18 protein-coding genes are annotated in these 14,036 nt (G+C 53.7%); 11 read left to right on the top strand and 7 right to left on the bottom strand.

Going from position 1 to position 14,036, the window contains the following annotated elements; translation table 11 throughout:
• Positions 1 to 130: 130 nt before the first annotated feature.
• Both JFC11_RS06695 and JFC11_RS06700 read left to right on the top strand, forming a co-directional pair.
• Entirely contained in the window at positions 131 to 1,366 is a 1,236-nt protein-coding gene (locus JFC11_RS06695) for a YbfB/YjiJ family MFS transporter (protein ID WP_198349036.1), read from the top strand.
• Positions 1,366 to 1,968, top strand: a complete 603-nt coding sequence (locus JFC11_RS06700; protein WP_038477176.1) for a glutathione S-transferase N-terminal domain-containing protein — start codon at positions 1,366 to 1,368, stop codon at positions 1,966 to 1,968. Before JFC11_RS06695 ends, JFC11_RS06700 begins: the two co-directional genes overlap by 1 nt.
• 150 nt (positions 1,969 to 2,118) lie before the next feature.
• On the opposite strand, the gene JFC11_RS06705 is transcribed toward JFC11_RS06700, so the two are convergent.
• Positions 2,119 to 3,012: a LysR family transcriptional regulator gene (locus JFC11_RS06705; protein WP_038477173.1), complete on the bottom strand. Its 894-nt coding sequence runs from the start codon at positions 3,010 to 3,012 to the stop codon at positions 2,119 to 2,121.
• A gap of 139 nt (positions 3,013 to 3,151) precedes the next feature.
• On the opposite strand from JFC11_RS06705, the gene trpB reads away from it, so the two are divergent.
• From trpB to JFC11_RS06720, 3 genes are all read left to right on the top strand, one after another.
• On the top strand, positions 3,152 to 4,357 hold the full coding sequence (gene trpB, locus JFC11_RS06710) for a tryptophan synthase subunit beta (protein WP_095603880.1): 1,206 nt from the start codon (positions 3,152 to 3,154) through the stop codon (positions 4,355 to 4,357).
• A gap of 20 nt (positions 4,358 to 4,377) precedes the next feature.
• Positions 4,378 to 5,217, top strand: a complete 840-nt coding sequence (trpA, locus tag JFC11_RS06715; RefSeq protein WP_038477169.1) for a tryptophan synthase subunit alpha — start codon at positions 4,378 to 4,380, stop codon at positions 5,215 to 5,217.
• 156 nt (positions 5,218 to 5,373) lie between these two features.
• Complete coding sequence (locus tag JFC11_RS06720) at positions 5,374 to 5,994, top strand: LysE family translocator (protein WP_038477166.1); 621 nt, start codon at positions 5,374 to 5,376, stop codon at positions 5,992 to 5,994.
• 49 nt (positions 5,995 to 6,043) lie between these two features.
• Here JFC11_RS06720 and JFC11_RS06725 read toward each other — a convergent pair whose 3' ends face one another.
• Complete coding sequence (locus JFC11_RS06725; RefSeq protein WP_095603878.1) at positions 6,044 to 6,391, bottom strand: antibiotic biosynthesis monooxygenase family protein; 348 nt, start codon at positions 6,389 to 6,391, stop codon at positions 6,044 to 6,046.
• Between the two features lie 78 nt (positions 6,392 to 6,469).
• Positions 6,470 to 6,820, bottom strand: coding sequence for an NIPSNAP family protein (locus JFC11_RS06730; protein ID WP_198349037.1), 351 nt, complete (start codon positions 6,818 to 6,820; stop codon positions 6,470 to 6,472).
• 75 nt (positions 6,821 to 6,895) lie between these two features.
• Between JFC11_RS06730 and JFC11_RS06735 the strand changes: the two genes are divergently transcribed.
• The 5 genes from JFC11_RS06735 to JFC11_RS06755 all read left to right on the top strand — a co-directional run bounded on the left by JFC11_RS06735 (position 6,896) and on the right by JFC11_RS06755 (position 9,311).
• Positions 6,896 to 7,636, top strand: a complete 741-nt coding sequence (locus tag JFC11_RS06735; RefSeq protein ID WP_198349038.1) for an ArsR/SmtB family transcription factor — start codon at positions 6,896 to 6,898, stop codon at positions 7,634 to 7,636.
• A gap of 109 nt (positions 7,637 to 7,745) precedes the next feature.
• The gene (locus JFC11_RS06740) at positions 7,746 to 8,066 is read left to right on the top strand and encodes a hypothetical protein (protein ID WP_198349039.1); all 321 of its coding nucleotides are present in this window, start codon (positions 7,746 to 7,748) and stop codon (positions 8,064 to 8,066) included.
• Positions 8,067 to 8,151: 85 nt separating this feature from the next.
• On the top strand, positions 8,152 to 8,616 hold the full coding sequence (locus tag JFC11_RS06745; protein ID WP_038477152.1) for a YpsA SLOG family protein: 465 nt from the start codon (positions 8,152 to 8,154) through the stop codon (positions 8,614 to 8,616).
• Positions 8,617 to 8,639: 23 nt separating this feature from the next.
• On the top strand, positions 8,640 to 8,999 hold the full coding sequence (locus JFC11_RS06750; protein WP_198349040.1) for a VOC family protein: 360 nt from the start codon (positions 8,640 to 8,642) through the stop codon (positions 8,997 to 8,999).
• A 75-nt stretch (positions 9,000 to 9,074) separates the two neighbouring features.
• On the top strand, positions 9,075 to 9,311 hold the full coding sequence (locus JFC11_RS06755) for a helix-hairpin-helix domain-containing protein (protein WP_198349041.1): 237 nt from the start codon (positions 9,075 to 9,077) through the stop codon (positions 9,309 to 9,311).
• Positions 9,312 to 9,370: 59 nt separating this feature from the next.
• Here the strand turns inward: JFC11_RS06755 and JFC11_RS06760 are convergent, their stop codons facing one another.
• Positions 9,371 to 10,003 (bottom strand): LysE family translocator, encoded by a 633-nt coding sequence (locus JFC11_RS06760; protein WP_038477144.1) that lies wholly within the window; start codon positions 10,001 to 10,003, stop codon positions 9,371 to 9,373.
• A gap of 42 nt (positions 10,004 to 10,045) precedes the next feature.
• A complete protein-coding gene (locus JFC11_RS06765; RefSeq protein WP_038477141.1) occupies positions 10,046 to 10,876 on the bottom strand; it encodes a helix-turn-helix transcriptional regulator in 831 nt (276 codons plus the stop codon).
• A 162-nt stretch (positions 10,877 to 11,038) separates the two neighbouring features.
• Between JFC11_RS06765 and JFC11_RS06770 the strand changes: the two genes are divergently transcribed.
• Positions 11,039 to 11,932 (top strand): dihydrodipicolinate synthase family protein, encoded by an 894-nt coding sequence (locus JFC11_RS06770; RefSeq protein ID WP_038477138.1) that lies wholly within the window; start codon positions 11,039 to 11,041, stop codon positions 11,930 to 11,932.
• 65 nt (positions 11,933 to 11,997) lie between these two features.
• On the opposite strand, the gene JFC11_RS06775 is transcribed toward JFC11_RS06770, so the two are convergent.
• A complete protein-coding gene (locus tag JFC11_RS06775) occupies positions 11,998 to 12,966 on the bottom strand; it encodes a zinc-binding metallopeptidase family protein (protein WP_038477135.1) in 969 nt (322 codons plus the stop codon).
• Positions 12,967 to 13,106: 140 nt separating this feature from the next.
• Positions 13,107 to 13,994 carry a LysR family transcriptional regulator gene (locus JFC11_RS06780; RefSeq protein WP_198349042.1) on the bottom strand — a complete coding sequence of 296 codons (888 nt, stop codon included), beginning with the start codon at positions 13,992 to 13,994 and terminating at the stop codon, positions 13,107 to 13,109.
• Positions 13,995 to 14,036 lie beyond the last annotated feature (42 nt).

The raw sequence follows: 14,036 nt of genomic DNA on the forward strand, positions 1-14,036 counted from the left end.
AAGAGCTATCTCAAAAAAAGATAGAGACTATCACTATAAATCGTTTCTAAAGAATTGTTGGTGTGCGTAAGCTACTGGTAAAAACGCCTGTTGCCAATCTTGCCGCACAGCGATTTAGTAAGGATACGACATGATCAATAGCAAAGACTTGCCTGCTCTGATGACCGGCGTGATGGCCACCTTGGCAGGAATAGGCATTGCCCGTTTTGCCTACACACCCCTATTACCGGCACTGATTCAAGAGGGGTGGTTCAGTGCCAGCCAAGGAGCTTATCTAGGGGCTGCTAATCTTCTCGGTTACTTTATTGGTGCGTTGTCTGCTCACGCTCTGAGTGAGCGTTTTTCTGTCCGCGCGGTGATGGGGGCAAGTTTCGTAGCGATCGCACTGAGCTTCTTCCTCTGTGCGGGGGCAGGCAGTTTTAGCTGGTTTTTCTTTTGGCGATTAGTCTCAGGTATTGCTGGCGCCATTCTCATGGTGGTTGGCCCATCGTTGGCTCTGTCGACCACGTCTCCGGAAAGGCGGACTAGTGTCGGTGCCCTGGTATTCACTGGCATTGGCTTTGGTGCACTGCTTTCAGCATCGGTGGTGCCAGTGCTTCTGGAGTTAAGCCTAACGGTTACCTGGGGAACGCTGGGTCTGCTCTGTATTGCAGCGGCTCTTGTATGTGACTGGGGCGTTACTCGGCTGTCCTCACCGCCGGTGGTTAGTCAGGAAAGGCGAACAAGTGAGACAGGGTATGCAGGAATAAATGCCGCTGTGCTACTGGTGATAGGTGCGTATGCCCTGGACGCCGTCGGGTTTGTTCCGCATACCGTATTTTGGGTGGATTATCTCGCCAGAGAAAATGCCTTAGGGCATCAAGCGGCTTCTCTACAGTGGGGCATTTTCGGCTTGGGCGCCGTGTGCGGGCCACTGATAGTAGGAACGTTGGCGCGAAAAGTGGGCTGGCACCATGGCTTAACCCTTGCTTTTTTAGCCAAGGCTGCCGCTGTGTCCCTGCCAGTATTTTCACTAGCATTGCTTAGTCAGTCAGTTTCCTCGTTTGTGGTGGGCGCGATGATCCCAGGTATTGTTGCGCTGACGTCTGGGCGACTGGCTGAATTAGTCGGCCCCACCGCCCACAAAAAGCTCTGGGGGCAAGCGACTGCCGCTTTCGCTGCAGCTCAAGCGTTTTCTGGCTACGCGATGTCAGCGCTCTATGTAGCCTGGGGCACTTATTCACCGCTATTTGCGATTAGCAGCCTGGTGTTGGTAGGCGGCTTTGTACTGGTGCTGCTGAGCCGAGGCCAGCAGCAGCGTCATGCCCCTCTCTCTACTGTTCCTCTTTCTACTGTTCCTCACTCCAATAAGAAACGGAGGCCATAATGCAGCTTTTTCTTAACGCAACGTCACCCTATGCGCGCCTAGCGCGGATCATCTTACTTGAGAAGGATCTGGTGGATGACGTTACATTGCGCTGGTGCGACCCTTGGGCAGATGACAAAGCGCTGCTAGAGGTTAATCCCGCTGGGCGAATTCCAGCGCTAGTGACTGACGAAGGCACGACACTTAGCGAGTCAATGTTGATTGCTGTTTATCTTGATAGCGTCAGTGCTAGTTCGCCTATGATTCCCCAAGCCCGATTAGCGAATGTACTGCATCTGGCCGGGCTTGGTCAGAATCTTATGGATGTTGCGTTTACGACCGTTATTGCCAGAAAGCACTATGGAGCTGAGATTGATCACAGTGAGCTTGGGCGAAGGCGCCAGCGAGCCATGCAACGAATAGTGGAACAACTGGATAGTGAACTCTACGAAAGTCAGCTGGCGTCGTCGATTACTCTTGGTGAAATCGCTTGCGCTGTTGCGCTAGATTACTTGGCCTTCAGGTTGCCAGAAGTGCGCTGGAAGGAAGCGTACCCACAGCTCAAAGCGTGGCATGCCGCAGTAATTGCCAGGGATAGTTTTCAGCAGACTGCATTTGTGTAGCCTCCTGCGGGTGCGCTGACGCTTACACCGCGCTACAAAATACGAAAATTCAATCGTTTAGGTTATGTAGCGCGGTGTAACGAATCTTGCGAGGGACGAGCAAATGAGGCACCCGCGAACGGAGGCGGAGCCTCCCGGTAAGGTTGGGGATCACTCGTTGAGTGCCTGCTTAAGCCACTCTGCCAGTGGCTCGCTGCGGCGGCTGTTGGTTTGTTTCGGCAGCCATAGGCAGAGGCGGGCGGGCGTTTCGATACTTCCCCAAGGGGCCACAAGCCGCCCGCTGCGTAAATCGTCTTCCACCAGTAGCTTGGGTGCTATTGCTATGCCTAAGCCCGCCACCGCTGCTTCAATCAGATAATAAAGATGGGCAAACCCTTGGCCCTGTTGAAGGGCGTCCTCCAATGCACGTTGCGCCAGCCCTTTGGCGCTCGCCCACTGTGGCCACGCCTGGGGACGTGAAGCGGTCACTAACAGCTTGTTGGCAAATAACGATTCTGGCTTGGCTGGGTCGATGTGTGCTGCTAGGAGTGGGCTTGCTACTGGGCAAATCTGCTCGGGAAGTAGCTCGATAACCTCCACATCCGCGGGCCAGGGAGGTTCAATAAACGCCAGGGTGGCGCTGGTATCTACCTGTTGACCGGGCAGTTCGCTGTCACTTACCACGACTTTTAGCTTCAGTTGCGGCAGCTCTTGGTTCAGGCGATCCAGGCGGGGAATTAGCCAGCGCGCTAGCAGGCTGCCAGGGCAGGCCAGGGTAAAGGGCGCTTCTTCCACATCACGCTTGAGTGCTGCGCAACTATTGCGCAGTTTGCTAAATGCCTCGCCTACGCCGCTTTGCAGTTGCTCACCATGGTGAGTCAGCACCAGCCCACGCCCTGCTTTTGCAAATAGCGCTACACCAAAATGCTCATCCAGGCTTTTAAGTTGGCGGCTAACCGCGCCATGGGTAACGCTTAGCTCATCGGCGGCAGCGGTCACGCTACCCAATCGGGCAGTGGCTTCAAAGGCGCGCAGGGCGCTAAGTGGCGGCATGCTGTTCTGCATTGCTTATCCCATAATGATAGTTCTGCTTTAATAGTTGATTAAAACTCACCTATTAGTGACATCTTATCGATTTTTATCCCCGTCTGCCTGCGCTACCTTGAGTCTATTCCCAATTTCCACGTTGCACTCAGAGGTCGTGATGAACCAATTCGTGAACCTGCCCGATACCAACGGACTGTTTGGCAGCTTCGGCGGCCGCTTTGTCGCTGAAACACTCATGCCGCTCATTTTAGAGCTGCAAGATGAGTACGCTGCTGCTAAAAATGACCCCGAATTCCAGCGCCAGTTAGCCTACTTTCAAGGGGATTACGTCGGGCGGCCAAGCCCGCTTTATTTCGCTGAAAGACTGACCGAACACTTCGGTGGGGCGAGTATTTACCTCAAGCGCGAAGAGCTAAACCACACCGGCGCGCACAAGATTAACAACTGCATTGGCCAGGTACTGCTAGCCAAGCAGATGGGCAAAAAGCGCATTATTGCTGAAACTGGCGCCGGTATGCATGGAGTGGCCACCGCCACGGTAGCAGCGCGTTTTGGCCTGCCTTGTGTCATCTATATGGGCGCAACCGACATCGAACGCCAGCAGCCTAACGTGTTCCGCATGAAACTACTGGGGGCTGAGGTGATTCCCGTCACCTCCGGCACCGGCACACTCAAAGATGCCATGAACGAAGCGCTGCGCGACTGGGTGACCAATGTCGACGACACCTTCTACATTATTGGAACCGTGGCTGGGCCGCACCCGTACCCTGCGATGGTGCGCGACTTCCAAGCGGTGATTGGCCATGAAACCCGCAGCCAAATGCTCGAAAAGCAGGGGCGTTTGCCGGATTCGCTGGTGGCCTGTATTGGTGGCGGATCAAACGCTATGGGGCTGTTCCATCCGTTCTTAAACGACCCAGATGTGCAGATGATTGGCGTAGAAGCGGGCGGCAAAGGCGTTAAAAGCGGCCTGCATGCCGCCAGCTTGAACGGCGGAACGCCTGGCGTACTGCATGGTAACCGCACCTATCTGCTGCAAAACGAAGATGGCCAGATTATCGACGCCCACTCAATATCAGCGGGGCTGGATTATCCCGGTATCGGCCCAGAGCACGCATGGCTCCACGAGCAGGGGCGGGTTGAGTATGTTTCCGCCACTGACGATGAAGCGCTGGAAGCCTTCCAGATCTGCTGCCGTCAGGAAGGCATCATTCCTGCCCTGGAAACTGCCCACGCCTTGGCGGAAGTGGCTAAGCGTGCGCCCCGGCTTCCCCGTGAGCACTTAATGGTGGTCAACCTTAGCGGTCGTGGCGACAAAGACATGATGAGCGTCGCCCATCATCTAGGTGAGAAATTCCAATGAGTGCGAACCAGGAGACTGTTATGAATACCCCCACTCGTCTTAAAGACTGCTTTGCCGCGCTCAAGCAGCAGAACCGCCCAGCGCTGGTTAGCTACCTCACCGCAGGTGATCCAGACGCGGAGACTTCGCGCCGCCTGCTACATGGGTTACCTGAAGCAGGGGTGGATATCATTGAACTCGGCATGCCGTTCAGTGACCCCATGGCTGATGGTCCCGCGATTCAAAAAGCCGCGCTGCGTGCACTTGAAGGCGGCCAAACCCAAGTTAAAACGTTGGACATGGTGCGCCGTTTCCGCGAACAGAATAGCACCACGCCGATCGTACTGATGGGCTACTACAACCCGATTTACTGCTATGGCGTTGAGCGCTTTCTAACGGAGGCCGCCAGCGCTGGAGTCGATGGCCTGATTGTGGTGGATTTACCCCCTGAGCATGATGAAGAACTCTGCCAGCCAGCAGCTCAGCACGGCATTGATTTTATCCGCCTGGCTACTCCGACTACCGATGCTAAACGGTTGCCCAAAGTACTCAGCAACACCTCTGGGTTTATCTACTACGTATCGGTGGCGGGGGTTACTGGCGGTAGTGCGCCAACACCAGAACGGTTAGAGGCGTCGGTCGCTCAGCTCCGCGAATACACCGAGCTACCCATTGCCGTTGGCTTTGGAATACGCACCGCTGAGCAAGCCGCTACTATTGGACGCTTTAGCGATGCGGTGGTGGTTGGCTCCGCGCTTGTTGACTGCATCGAACATGCCAGCACGCCTGATGAAGCAGTGGAGCGAGTGCACGGCTTAGTCAGTGAGTTGGCAGAAAGCGTCAGGGCATGTCGTACAGCAAGCGAGCCACAAGTCTGTTGATACAAGCAGCGTAAAAAGAAGGATACGTTAAGAGAGCAGGCCAGCAGCGCCTGCTCTTTTTAACGTTGAGCAAAATCCTAATTAAAGGTTAATCTAGCTGGATCGATGGTGAAATAATGAGTGGAAGCTCACGCGAGCTAATAGGAACGGGCTTTTATGAACCTGACAACACTGCTGCTTTTTATCCCTACCTGCTTCGCCCTTAATATGGCGCCTGGCCCTAATAACCTGCTTTCATTAACCAATGCTAAACGCTATGGCGTTCGGACAGCTTGTTTAGCGGGTATTGGGCGGCTAATAGCATTCGTCGGCATGATTACGCTGGCAGCGACTGGCTTGGCGACACTGCTTTACACTTCTGAAAAAATCTTCCTCGTTATTAAGGTGGTTGGTGGGCTCTACTTGTTATGGCTGGCATATCAGCTATGGGGCGCCGATACTGCCGCAAGTGATAGTGCTGAAACTCAACACATGAGCTTATTTGAGCTGGCGCGACAAGAGTTCTTGCTTGCTGCTGGTAACCCCAAAGCCATTCTGATTTTTACCGCTTTCCTACCGCAGTTCGTGGAACCTAGCGGCAATGTCGGTCTGCAGTTTTTGGTGCTAGGTGTGCTGTTTTTACTATTGGAATGGGTAGCGATTGCTGGTTACGCCTATGCAGGTAGTTTTTTGAGCCAGTGGTTTTCACGCCCCACTATGCGGCGCTTATTTAACCGCAGTTGCGCAACTCTATTAGCCAGCGCAGGGGTAGGACTGTTGCTGGCTAAAAAGGAGTAAGCGTTAAGACTCGCTGTTTAAATACGCTAGACCACCGAGCACAGCCGTTCTACGAGTGGTGCGCGTGACGCGAATCCTCAGGAGCCTCGCGCCGGTCATTCATTCCGTAGTCTCGGATGACGGAAGCGACACGCAGACGGTAGTCGGCAAAGATATCCTGTCGACCAGCTTTCTGAGCTGCTCGGTGAGATTCAAGCGAACGCCACTGCTTCACGGCATCTTCATCTCGCCAATAAGAGAGCGAAAGAACTTTGCCGGGCTGCGCCAGGCTCTCGAAGCGCTCAATCGATAGAAAACCGTCGATAGCTTCCAAATCTTGGCGTAATGCGCTGGCAGTATCCAAATAGTCTTGATAACGGTCAGTATGTGGAAGCACTTCGAATATCACAGCGATCATGGCAGATTCCTTGTATTCATAAGTTCTTTATATTCATTAGTTTTTTATATTCGCAGGCTCTTTATATTTACAGCTTCGTTACGTTGATATGTTCATTACATCGACAGCCTCAATGCCCAAGGTGCCGTCTACCACTTCTACAAAACTGCGCTCCTCTTTGAGGATGAATCGTTGCTCTTGGGCCATTGTGAAGTTCGCGTTCCCTCCTTCATCAGATCTCAGCCGAGCGCGATAGGCTTCATAGGAAGCTAGGCTATCGAAGGCAATTAGGCCCCAGGCGATATTGTTGGTGCCCTCTAAAGGCAGGAAGTAGCCAATAAGATGGCCGCCACACCAGGGGATGATTTTTCCCCAGTTTTCCGCGTATTGCTTGAAAGCGTCGCGTTGGAAAGGGTCGATCTCGTAGCGAATGATGCAGGTAATGCTCATCTGATTATCTCCATTGAAAGGCAACGGAGACGATACCTAATTGCCGCACCCAAATGGTTCGACTAAGATCGAACCATGAATGAAGCCCCTAACATTGTGCGCGTTGCCGCACTGATCGGAGATAACGCTCGGGCGGAGGCGCTCTGTGCCTTAATGTCTGATCGCGCGCTAACGGCAACTGAACTGGCAAATATGGCCGGTGTGACTAAGCAAACCATGAGCTTCCACCTCGCCAAGCTGCGAGAGGAAGGACTGCTTGCGGTCGAAAAGCAGGGGCGCCACCGCTATTTTAGGCTGGCGGGGCCACATGTTGCTGAACTTTTGGAGTCGCTGATGGGCCTCGCTTTCCGAGGCGACGATAGGCATCTGTCTATCGGCCCGCGCGACCCCGCGCTGCGCAAGGCCCGAGTTTGTTACGACCACCTTGCAGGGGAGCTGGGGGTTTTTGTGTACGAGCAGATGCTCGAGACAGATATCCTTCAGCAGCTTCCAGGCGGACTAAAGCTGACTAAACAGGGACGGCTGTGGTTCCTGAAACATGGCATCGATGCAGACGCGCTGGCTTCTTCGAAGCGATCATTTTGTCGGGCGTGTCTGGATTGGAGCGAACGTAGAAATCACCTTGCCGGCGCGCTCGGGGCGGCGCTGCTTGCGCGAATTCAGGCGCTTGGCTGGGCGAAACGGGAGGAAGACTCCCGCGTTATCGTTTTCAGTGCTAAAGGGGAAGCGTCGCTGCGGGCAATGTTCGCAGTGAACAACATGCCACCCACTCCTGACACCTCACTATTAGAACCCCTCTCGCTTGTTTGTAAATAATGTTCATTTTTCAGTGCTTGTAGCTACTTACTACCGCAGGCATTATCAGCGCTCGTGATTGCTGGCCGAAGGCGGCAACCATAAGGATTTTGTCGCAATGGGGGAAATAATGGGGAAGCTCTTTTCACTGATCGTACTACTGGCAATTGGCTACGTGGGCATCTATATCTATTACGGTGTCGCCGTAAAACAAGAAGTGCAGCAGCAATTGGATGATCGCGGTCTGTCTTCGGTGAGTGTTGATAACGTTGAGTATGGCCTGTTTGCACCGGTTAACACCTCTGCAGAACTGACAGTAACCGTTACTTATCGCGGTTCTCAGGCAGCAGTGAACATGGTGGTGCAAGGGCACCCGGTGTTTTCAGACGACGTTAGTGTTGAGTTCGATGGTCTTCAAGCACTGAGCTTGGGGATAGGCTTCGGGCAGTAGGTTTTACAACGTTCGCTTGCACTTTTTTACACCGCGTGGCAAACGCGTTTGCCGCTCAACTAAAGACACGTGGCGTGGCTAATTTATGCTTTCCAAAATTATAAGTGGCGGCCAAACCGGCGCTGACCGAGCGGCACTAGATGCCGCATTAGCACTGGATTTCCCCATAGGTGGATGTTGTCCCGTCGGCAGAATGGCTGAAGACGGGCCGATTAGCAGCGTCTACAACCTTGATGAAATTGGCGGAGGGTATCGTCAACGTACCAAGAAAAATGTACAAGATGCAGATGGCACCGCTATCTTCTATGCGTCTTATCTTCAAGGGGGAACAGAAGCCACAGTTCTGTTCTGTATTCAGCAATCAAAGCCCTACAAGCTGATTGATATTGAGCTGATAGATCCATTGCACGCGGCGATGTTGCTGGCCGACTTTGTGCACGACCGCCACATTACTGCACTTAATGTTGCAGGCCCTCGTGCCAGCACTTGCCCGGTAATGTACGCGTACGTTAAGCAAACGATTGAACTGGTTATAAAGCAATCACGCTAGATTAAGCTTAAAGGAACAAGCCAATGCACACGCATGAAAAACTTAATTACGTCGAGTTTGCAGCGAAAGATTTAGCGGCGACAAAAACGTTTTTCACGGCGGTGTTCGGCTGGGAATTCGTCGATTATGGCCCTGAATACAGTGCGCTTTCCAACCAGGGGCTAGATGGCGGTTTTTATCATTCAGATGCCTGTAGTCGAACCGCTAACGGTGGCGCACTGCTGGTTTTCTATAGCGCGGATATTAACGCAACGCTCGATAAGGTAGAGCAAAGCGGCGGTGACGTCATTCAGCCTATTTTCGAATTCCCAGGCGGCTTTCGCTTTCACTTCCTAGAACCCAGTGGCAATGAGTTTGCGGTTTGGTCAGAGGCGCGCACTTAAAACGCTAACGCCCCAGAGCTCTTTTAACCCCAGAGGTCTTTTAACCTCAAAGATCTTTTAAAGAGGAGTACATGAGTGGCCTTTTCTGATGCAGAAAGAGATGCGCTTTTGAGTGTCAAAGGTGTTGGCCCTACCGCCCTCAAGCGTTTTGAAGAGATTGGTATCGACTCATTTACTGAGCTGGCCGCCCGCCAAGTTGATGAGATAGCAGAAATGGTGGCCGCCATGCTGCATACAACTTGCTGGAAAAACAGCCCGCAGGCAAAGGCAGCCATTTCTGCCGCTATTACCAAGGCGCAAGAGGGTGTGTGACACACTGCAAATGTAGCGAGCAATCAATGGTTAGAGTGCTCGCTACCTGTGTCATCAGGCTAGCTAGCGTTAAGCGGCAGCCAAACATGCTCATAGCCAATCGATAACGCCACGGCGACCAGCAGCCCCGCCATTACCCAGTTGAAGCCCTTAATGATCCCTGCGCTTTGAATACGCTGGCCAACCAAGCTGCCCATCAAGACATAACTGCCGGGTGCGCCAGCGGCTAATATTGCCAGCCCGAATGCCCAAACCACCAAGCTAAGCCCTTCAATACCCGCCGCAGGAAATTGCAGTGTAGCAAGGGGTAGGGTGGCAATAATGGCTTTTGGGTTAAGCAGTTGCATCACCAGCCCATCGCGAAAACGCAGCAGATGTGCGGTGTGGTCATGGTTGTTTAACTGGGTGTTTAAGTCGCTACTTAAATCAGCGCTTGAGCGGGCAATTTTTATTGCGAGATAAACAATATAGCTACATCCCAACGCACTCACGACGATCAGTGCCTCATCGTCGATCCAAGCGGCGCCTGCCCAGCCCAATAGTAATAAGTAAGTAAACATTGCGGTGCCTACCCCCAGACAAAAACCTAGCGATTTTTTGGCTTGGCCATTGATGCCAACGTTTAAGCCCAGCAGATTCACAGGCCCAGGCGTATACATAGCGCCCAGGGCATAGGCGACGATTCCTAGCATGGTGAAGCCTCGTTTGTTTAATGGCAGTTCTAAAACTGGGGATTAACGCGCGATATCGCGTTGGTACTGGTGGGGAGTCATGCCATAAATGCGCTTAAAGCGTCGATTAAAATGGCTAAGGTCGGCAAAGCCAAAGCGTAGCGCCACATCGTTAAGTGGGGCACCGGCGTCTAGTGCAGTACGCGCCGCATTGATACGGCAATTAATCACGTACTGATGGGGGGTAATGCCGTAATGCTGGCGAAACAGGCGCAAGAAATGGTACTTGGATAAATGCGCTGCCTGGCAAATATCATCCAGCAACATATCTCTTTCCAGGTGAGCATGGATATACTCCTTAGCCAGACGTAGCAGGGCATCAGGTCGACTTGTGACGGGGCTGGGCTGTGAAATGCCGCCGAGTTGAACGGTTCTCTCGATAACCCGATAAAGCGCATTTTCCTGATCAATACAGCTACCTGCTTGGGAGGTGACCAAGCGCGCCAGTTCCAAAATGGCATGGCGCAGTTGAACATCCTGAATCAGCGTTTGGTTGGAACGAAAATCCGTGGCATGTTCACGTCCAAGTGCATCAGCGAACAGCGGCTTGACCTGGTCCGGGTGAGCATAAACCATCAGGTAGTCCAGTGCGTGCTTACCGCCCGGTTGGCCATCGTGAACCTCCTCAGGATTGAACAGAATCACATTGCCCGGCGGGCTTTTGTGGAACTGCCCGCCGCTAAAAAAATCCTGACGCCCAGACAGCGTTACGCCGAAGGCAAACTCCTCATGGGCGTGGCGGTCATAGCTGAAATCTTCAATCGCTGCCTGAAGCACCGTTAGTGTTGGCACATGCTGACTTTTGATGAATTGAAACCGGCTTGTATTCGCCATGCCAAATCCTCCTGATGAGTCACACCACCTAGCTTATGCGCTCCTGGATATCAAATGCTTGTACATAATTGCTAACTAACCTTGAGAGACTCTCTAGCCTCATCATGCAGCATCACGTATGTTAATAGCTTCTTATCTACCATCGTAAAAGGATCATTCACCATGTTCACCGGCCTGAGTGCATTTCCGCTAACCCCCATGAACGAGCAGGGCATACATGAGCATGAGTTTGCTTGTTTAGTGGAACGCTTGGTGGAGGCGCGGGTGGATTCTATCGGCGTGCTGGGGTCGACGGGCAGCTACGCTTATTTAAGTGGTGAAGAACGCGCCCGCGTAGCCAAACTGTGCGTTGAGCATGCCGCCAGCGTGCCAGTGGTGGTAGGCATAGGTTCGCTCCGTACCCGTGATGTACTGGCCAATGCTGAAAGCGCCCAGCAAGCAGGCGCTAGTGGCGTGCTGTTGGCGCCAGTGTCTTATCAAAAGCTGACCGAGGATGAGGTATTTGGCCTTTTCGAGACGGTTTGTCGTTCGCTGAGTGTGCCGCTATGTGTCTACGACAATCCGGGCACTACGCACTTTGAGTTCAGTGATGAACTGCATGGTCGCATCGCCCAACTGCCCCAGGTTCGCTCGATTAAAATTCCTCCAGTGCAGAATGATATAGCCGCCGCACAGGAGCGCGTGGCACGGCTGCGTGGGTTAATTCCCAGCGACGTAACCATCGGCATTAGCGGCGACCCAGCGGCCGCCACGGGCATGCTTGCTGGCTGCGATGCTTGGTACTCGGTAATTGGTGGGCTATACCCTGAAACTGCGCTGGCGCTAACCCGTGCCGCCCAAGCGGGAGACGCAAAAGACGCCAACGCGCTTTCCGCTGCGCTTGAACCGTTATGGGCGCTCTACCGTGATTTCGGCGGCAGCCTGCGGGTAGTCGCTACCATTGCAGAACTTACCGGAACAGTCAGCCAACCCTGTTTGCCCCAGCCGCTACAAACGCTGCAAGGCGATGCGCGGAAAAGGGTGGCGGCGGCGATTGACGCTTTGCAACTAAGCTAACGCGTTTATCGATGGCAGGCCCTGGCTAAAGCGCTGACTTTCCCAGGGCCTGTTGCAGATGCGGATTAAAGCCCTTGGGCACCGCGCCGTAGCCAATTATGCACGAAGGCTAGCTTGCGCATCGCCGGATCTGAAAGCACAAACGGATAAAGATCCGAAAGCCCCATCGAGCGGTTTACATGATTAACCCCAGCGACTAATGATGCCGCGATGTGAATCAAGCGCTCAGCATCCGGTTCGGCGTAAGCATCCCAACCATAGGTGTTGGGCAAGGCCGGCGAGGTCATACCCGCCGACACAAAGCTATCGGTGATATCGGTCAGGTGCAGCAAGTGCGAGGTGGTTTCCGCCCAATCCTCATGAGGGTGGGAGGACGCATAGGTAGACAGAAACCGCTGCCGCCAATCCGCAGGCGGGCCATTGTGATAATAGTGCTGCAACGCTGCTGGATAATCTTCGCGCTCATCGCCAAACATCTCACGAAACGCATCAAGAAAGTCATCCCGTAAGCTCAGCCGCCACCACAGCATATGGGCGATTTCATGGCGCATATGGCCAATCATCGTGCGGTAAGGCTCGGCCAATGCCTCTTTGCGAGTTGTGCGTAACACCGCATCAGCCTCTGCGACACTGATGGTCACTACACCGCCCACATGCCCCATGGGCACCGGCGTTCCCCCTTCTGCAAGCATATGAAACACCGGTGGCGCGCCAGGGTCTTCCGGGCGAAACCAGTTCCAACGGCCAAGGTTGTCGATTACCCAGCGTTTAGCAGCCTCCGTTTGCGCCCAGTTGGGCATGGCATCTGAAATGGAAGGATCGGGTGCTAGGGCTGTCATCGCGCAGGCGCGGCAGAATTCACCTTGCTTAGGCGCAATCCAGTTGCAACCAATGACTTCGCGGTTGGCGCAGAAGGGCGGCATCGGCAGAAAGGCACGTGCTTGCGGGTCGTAAGCCACAGGCACACCGTCTGCAGTCACCAAATTATCAAACCAAAGTGAACCGGCACCGACCGGATTAGAAAACACACGCATAGGTCGGGTATCTCAAAAGAAACGAGACTTCAGTCTAGGAGCCAATGCCGCGATAAGCCAAACACATCTACCTTAATTTCTGTCTGGTTGGGCAAAAACAGCGTAAGTGTTGGGGCTTACTATCACGCCATTCTCCAAGCTTATGAGAGATGCGCCTCAACGAGATCCCTAAGCTGCTCATTCAGAGGGTTGCCTTGCTTGCAGGCTAACAGTAGCGGCGGGGAAGTGCCCTCGTCGGTAAGCGGTATGGCCATCAGGCCGTGAGCCATCGACGCGGCGCTGGCGGGTAGGATGGTAATGCCAATACCGACGCCAACGAAGCACAGCATACTGCCGATATCAGGCACTTCCACAACATGGCTGAGAGAAACCCCTGCTTTATCGGCCAATGTCTCCAGTTGGCGCCTCAGAAATGTTCTTTGCGTGGCGGGCTGTAGTAAAAGCCGCTCGTTGGCTATTTCGCCAAAACTGATGGAAGGCTTTGCCTGCAGCCGATGGCCTGGGGGGAGTAAAACGAGCAGAGGTTCATCTCCCAGCCTGGAAACTGATAAACCCGCTAGAGAGTTCTCGTCCAGGTCGGCTCGTAGTACCGCAGCGTCAAGCTTACCCGCTTTCAGCGATGCGATATGTAAGAGGGCATTCCCTTCGCACAGCTGCAGTTCGATCAGCGGGCGCTCGGTGAGCAGTTTAGCCAGGGCAGAGGTGAGGGGTTTAGAGAAAATCGCGCTGGCCGAATAACCAAGGCGCAGCGTACCGACTTCACCCTGGGCTGCCTGCCTGGCAACGCTGATGCTTCGTTGTGCAGCACTGAGTATCTCCAAGCTCTCACCAAGAAAGGCCTCGCCTGCTTTGGTGAGATGGACACCTCGGGTATTGCGCTCAAACAGCTTCACACCCACGGTTTCTTCTAATGACTTAATGCTCTGGCTCAGCGGTGGCTGGGTAATATGCAATCGCTCGGCAGCGCGCCTGAAGTTAAGCTCCTCAGCAACGGCAACAAAGTGCTTAATCTGTTTCAGTTCGACCATCTCGTCGCTCCTCCGGTGACCACAACATACGCTGATTTCTGA

Source organism: Vreelandella alkaliphila (genome assembly GCF_016107625.1).
In the GTDB taxonomy this organism is placed as follows: domain Bacteria; phylum Pseudomonadota; class Gammaproteobacteria; order Pseudomonadales; family Halomonadaceae; genus Vreelandella; species Vreelandella alkaliphila.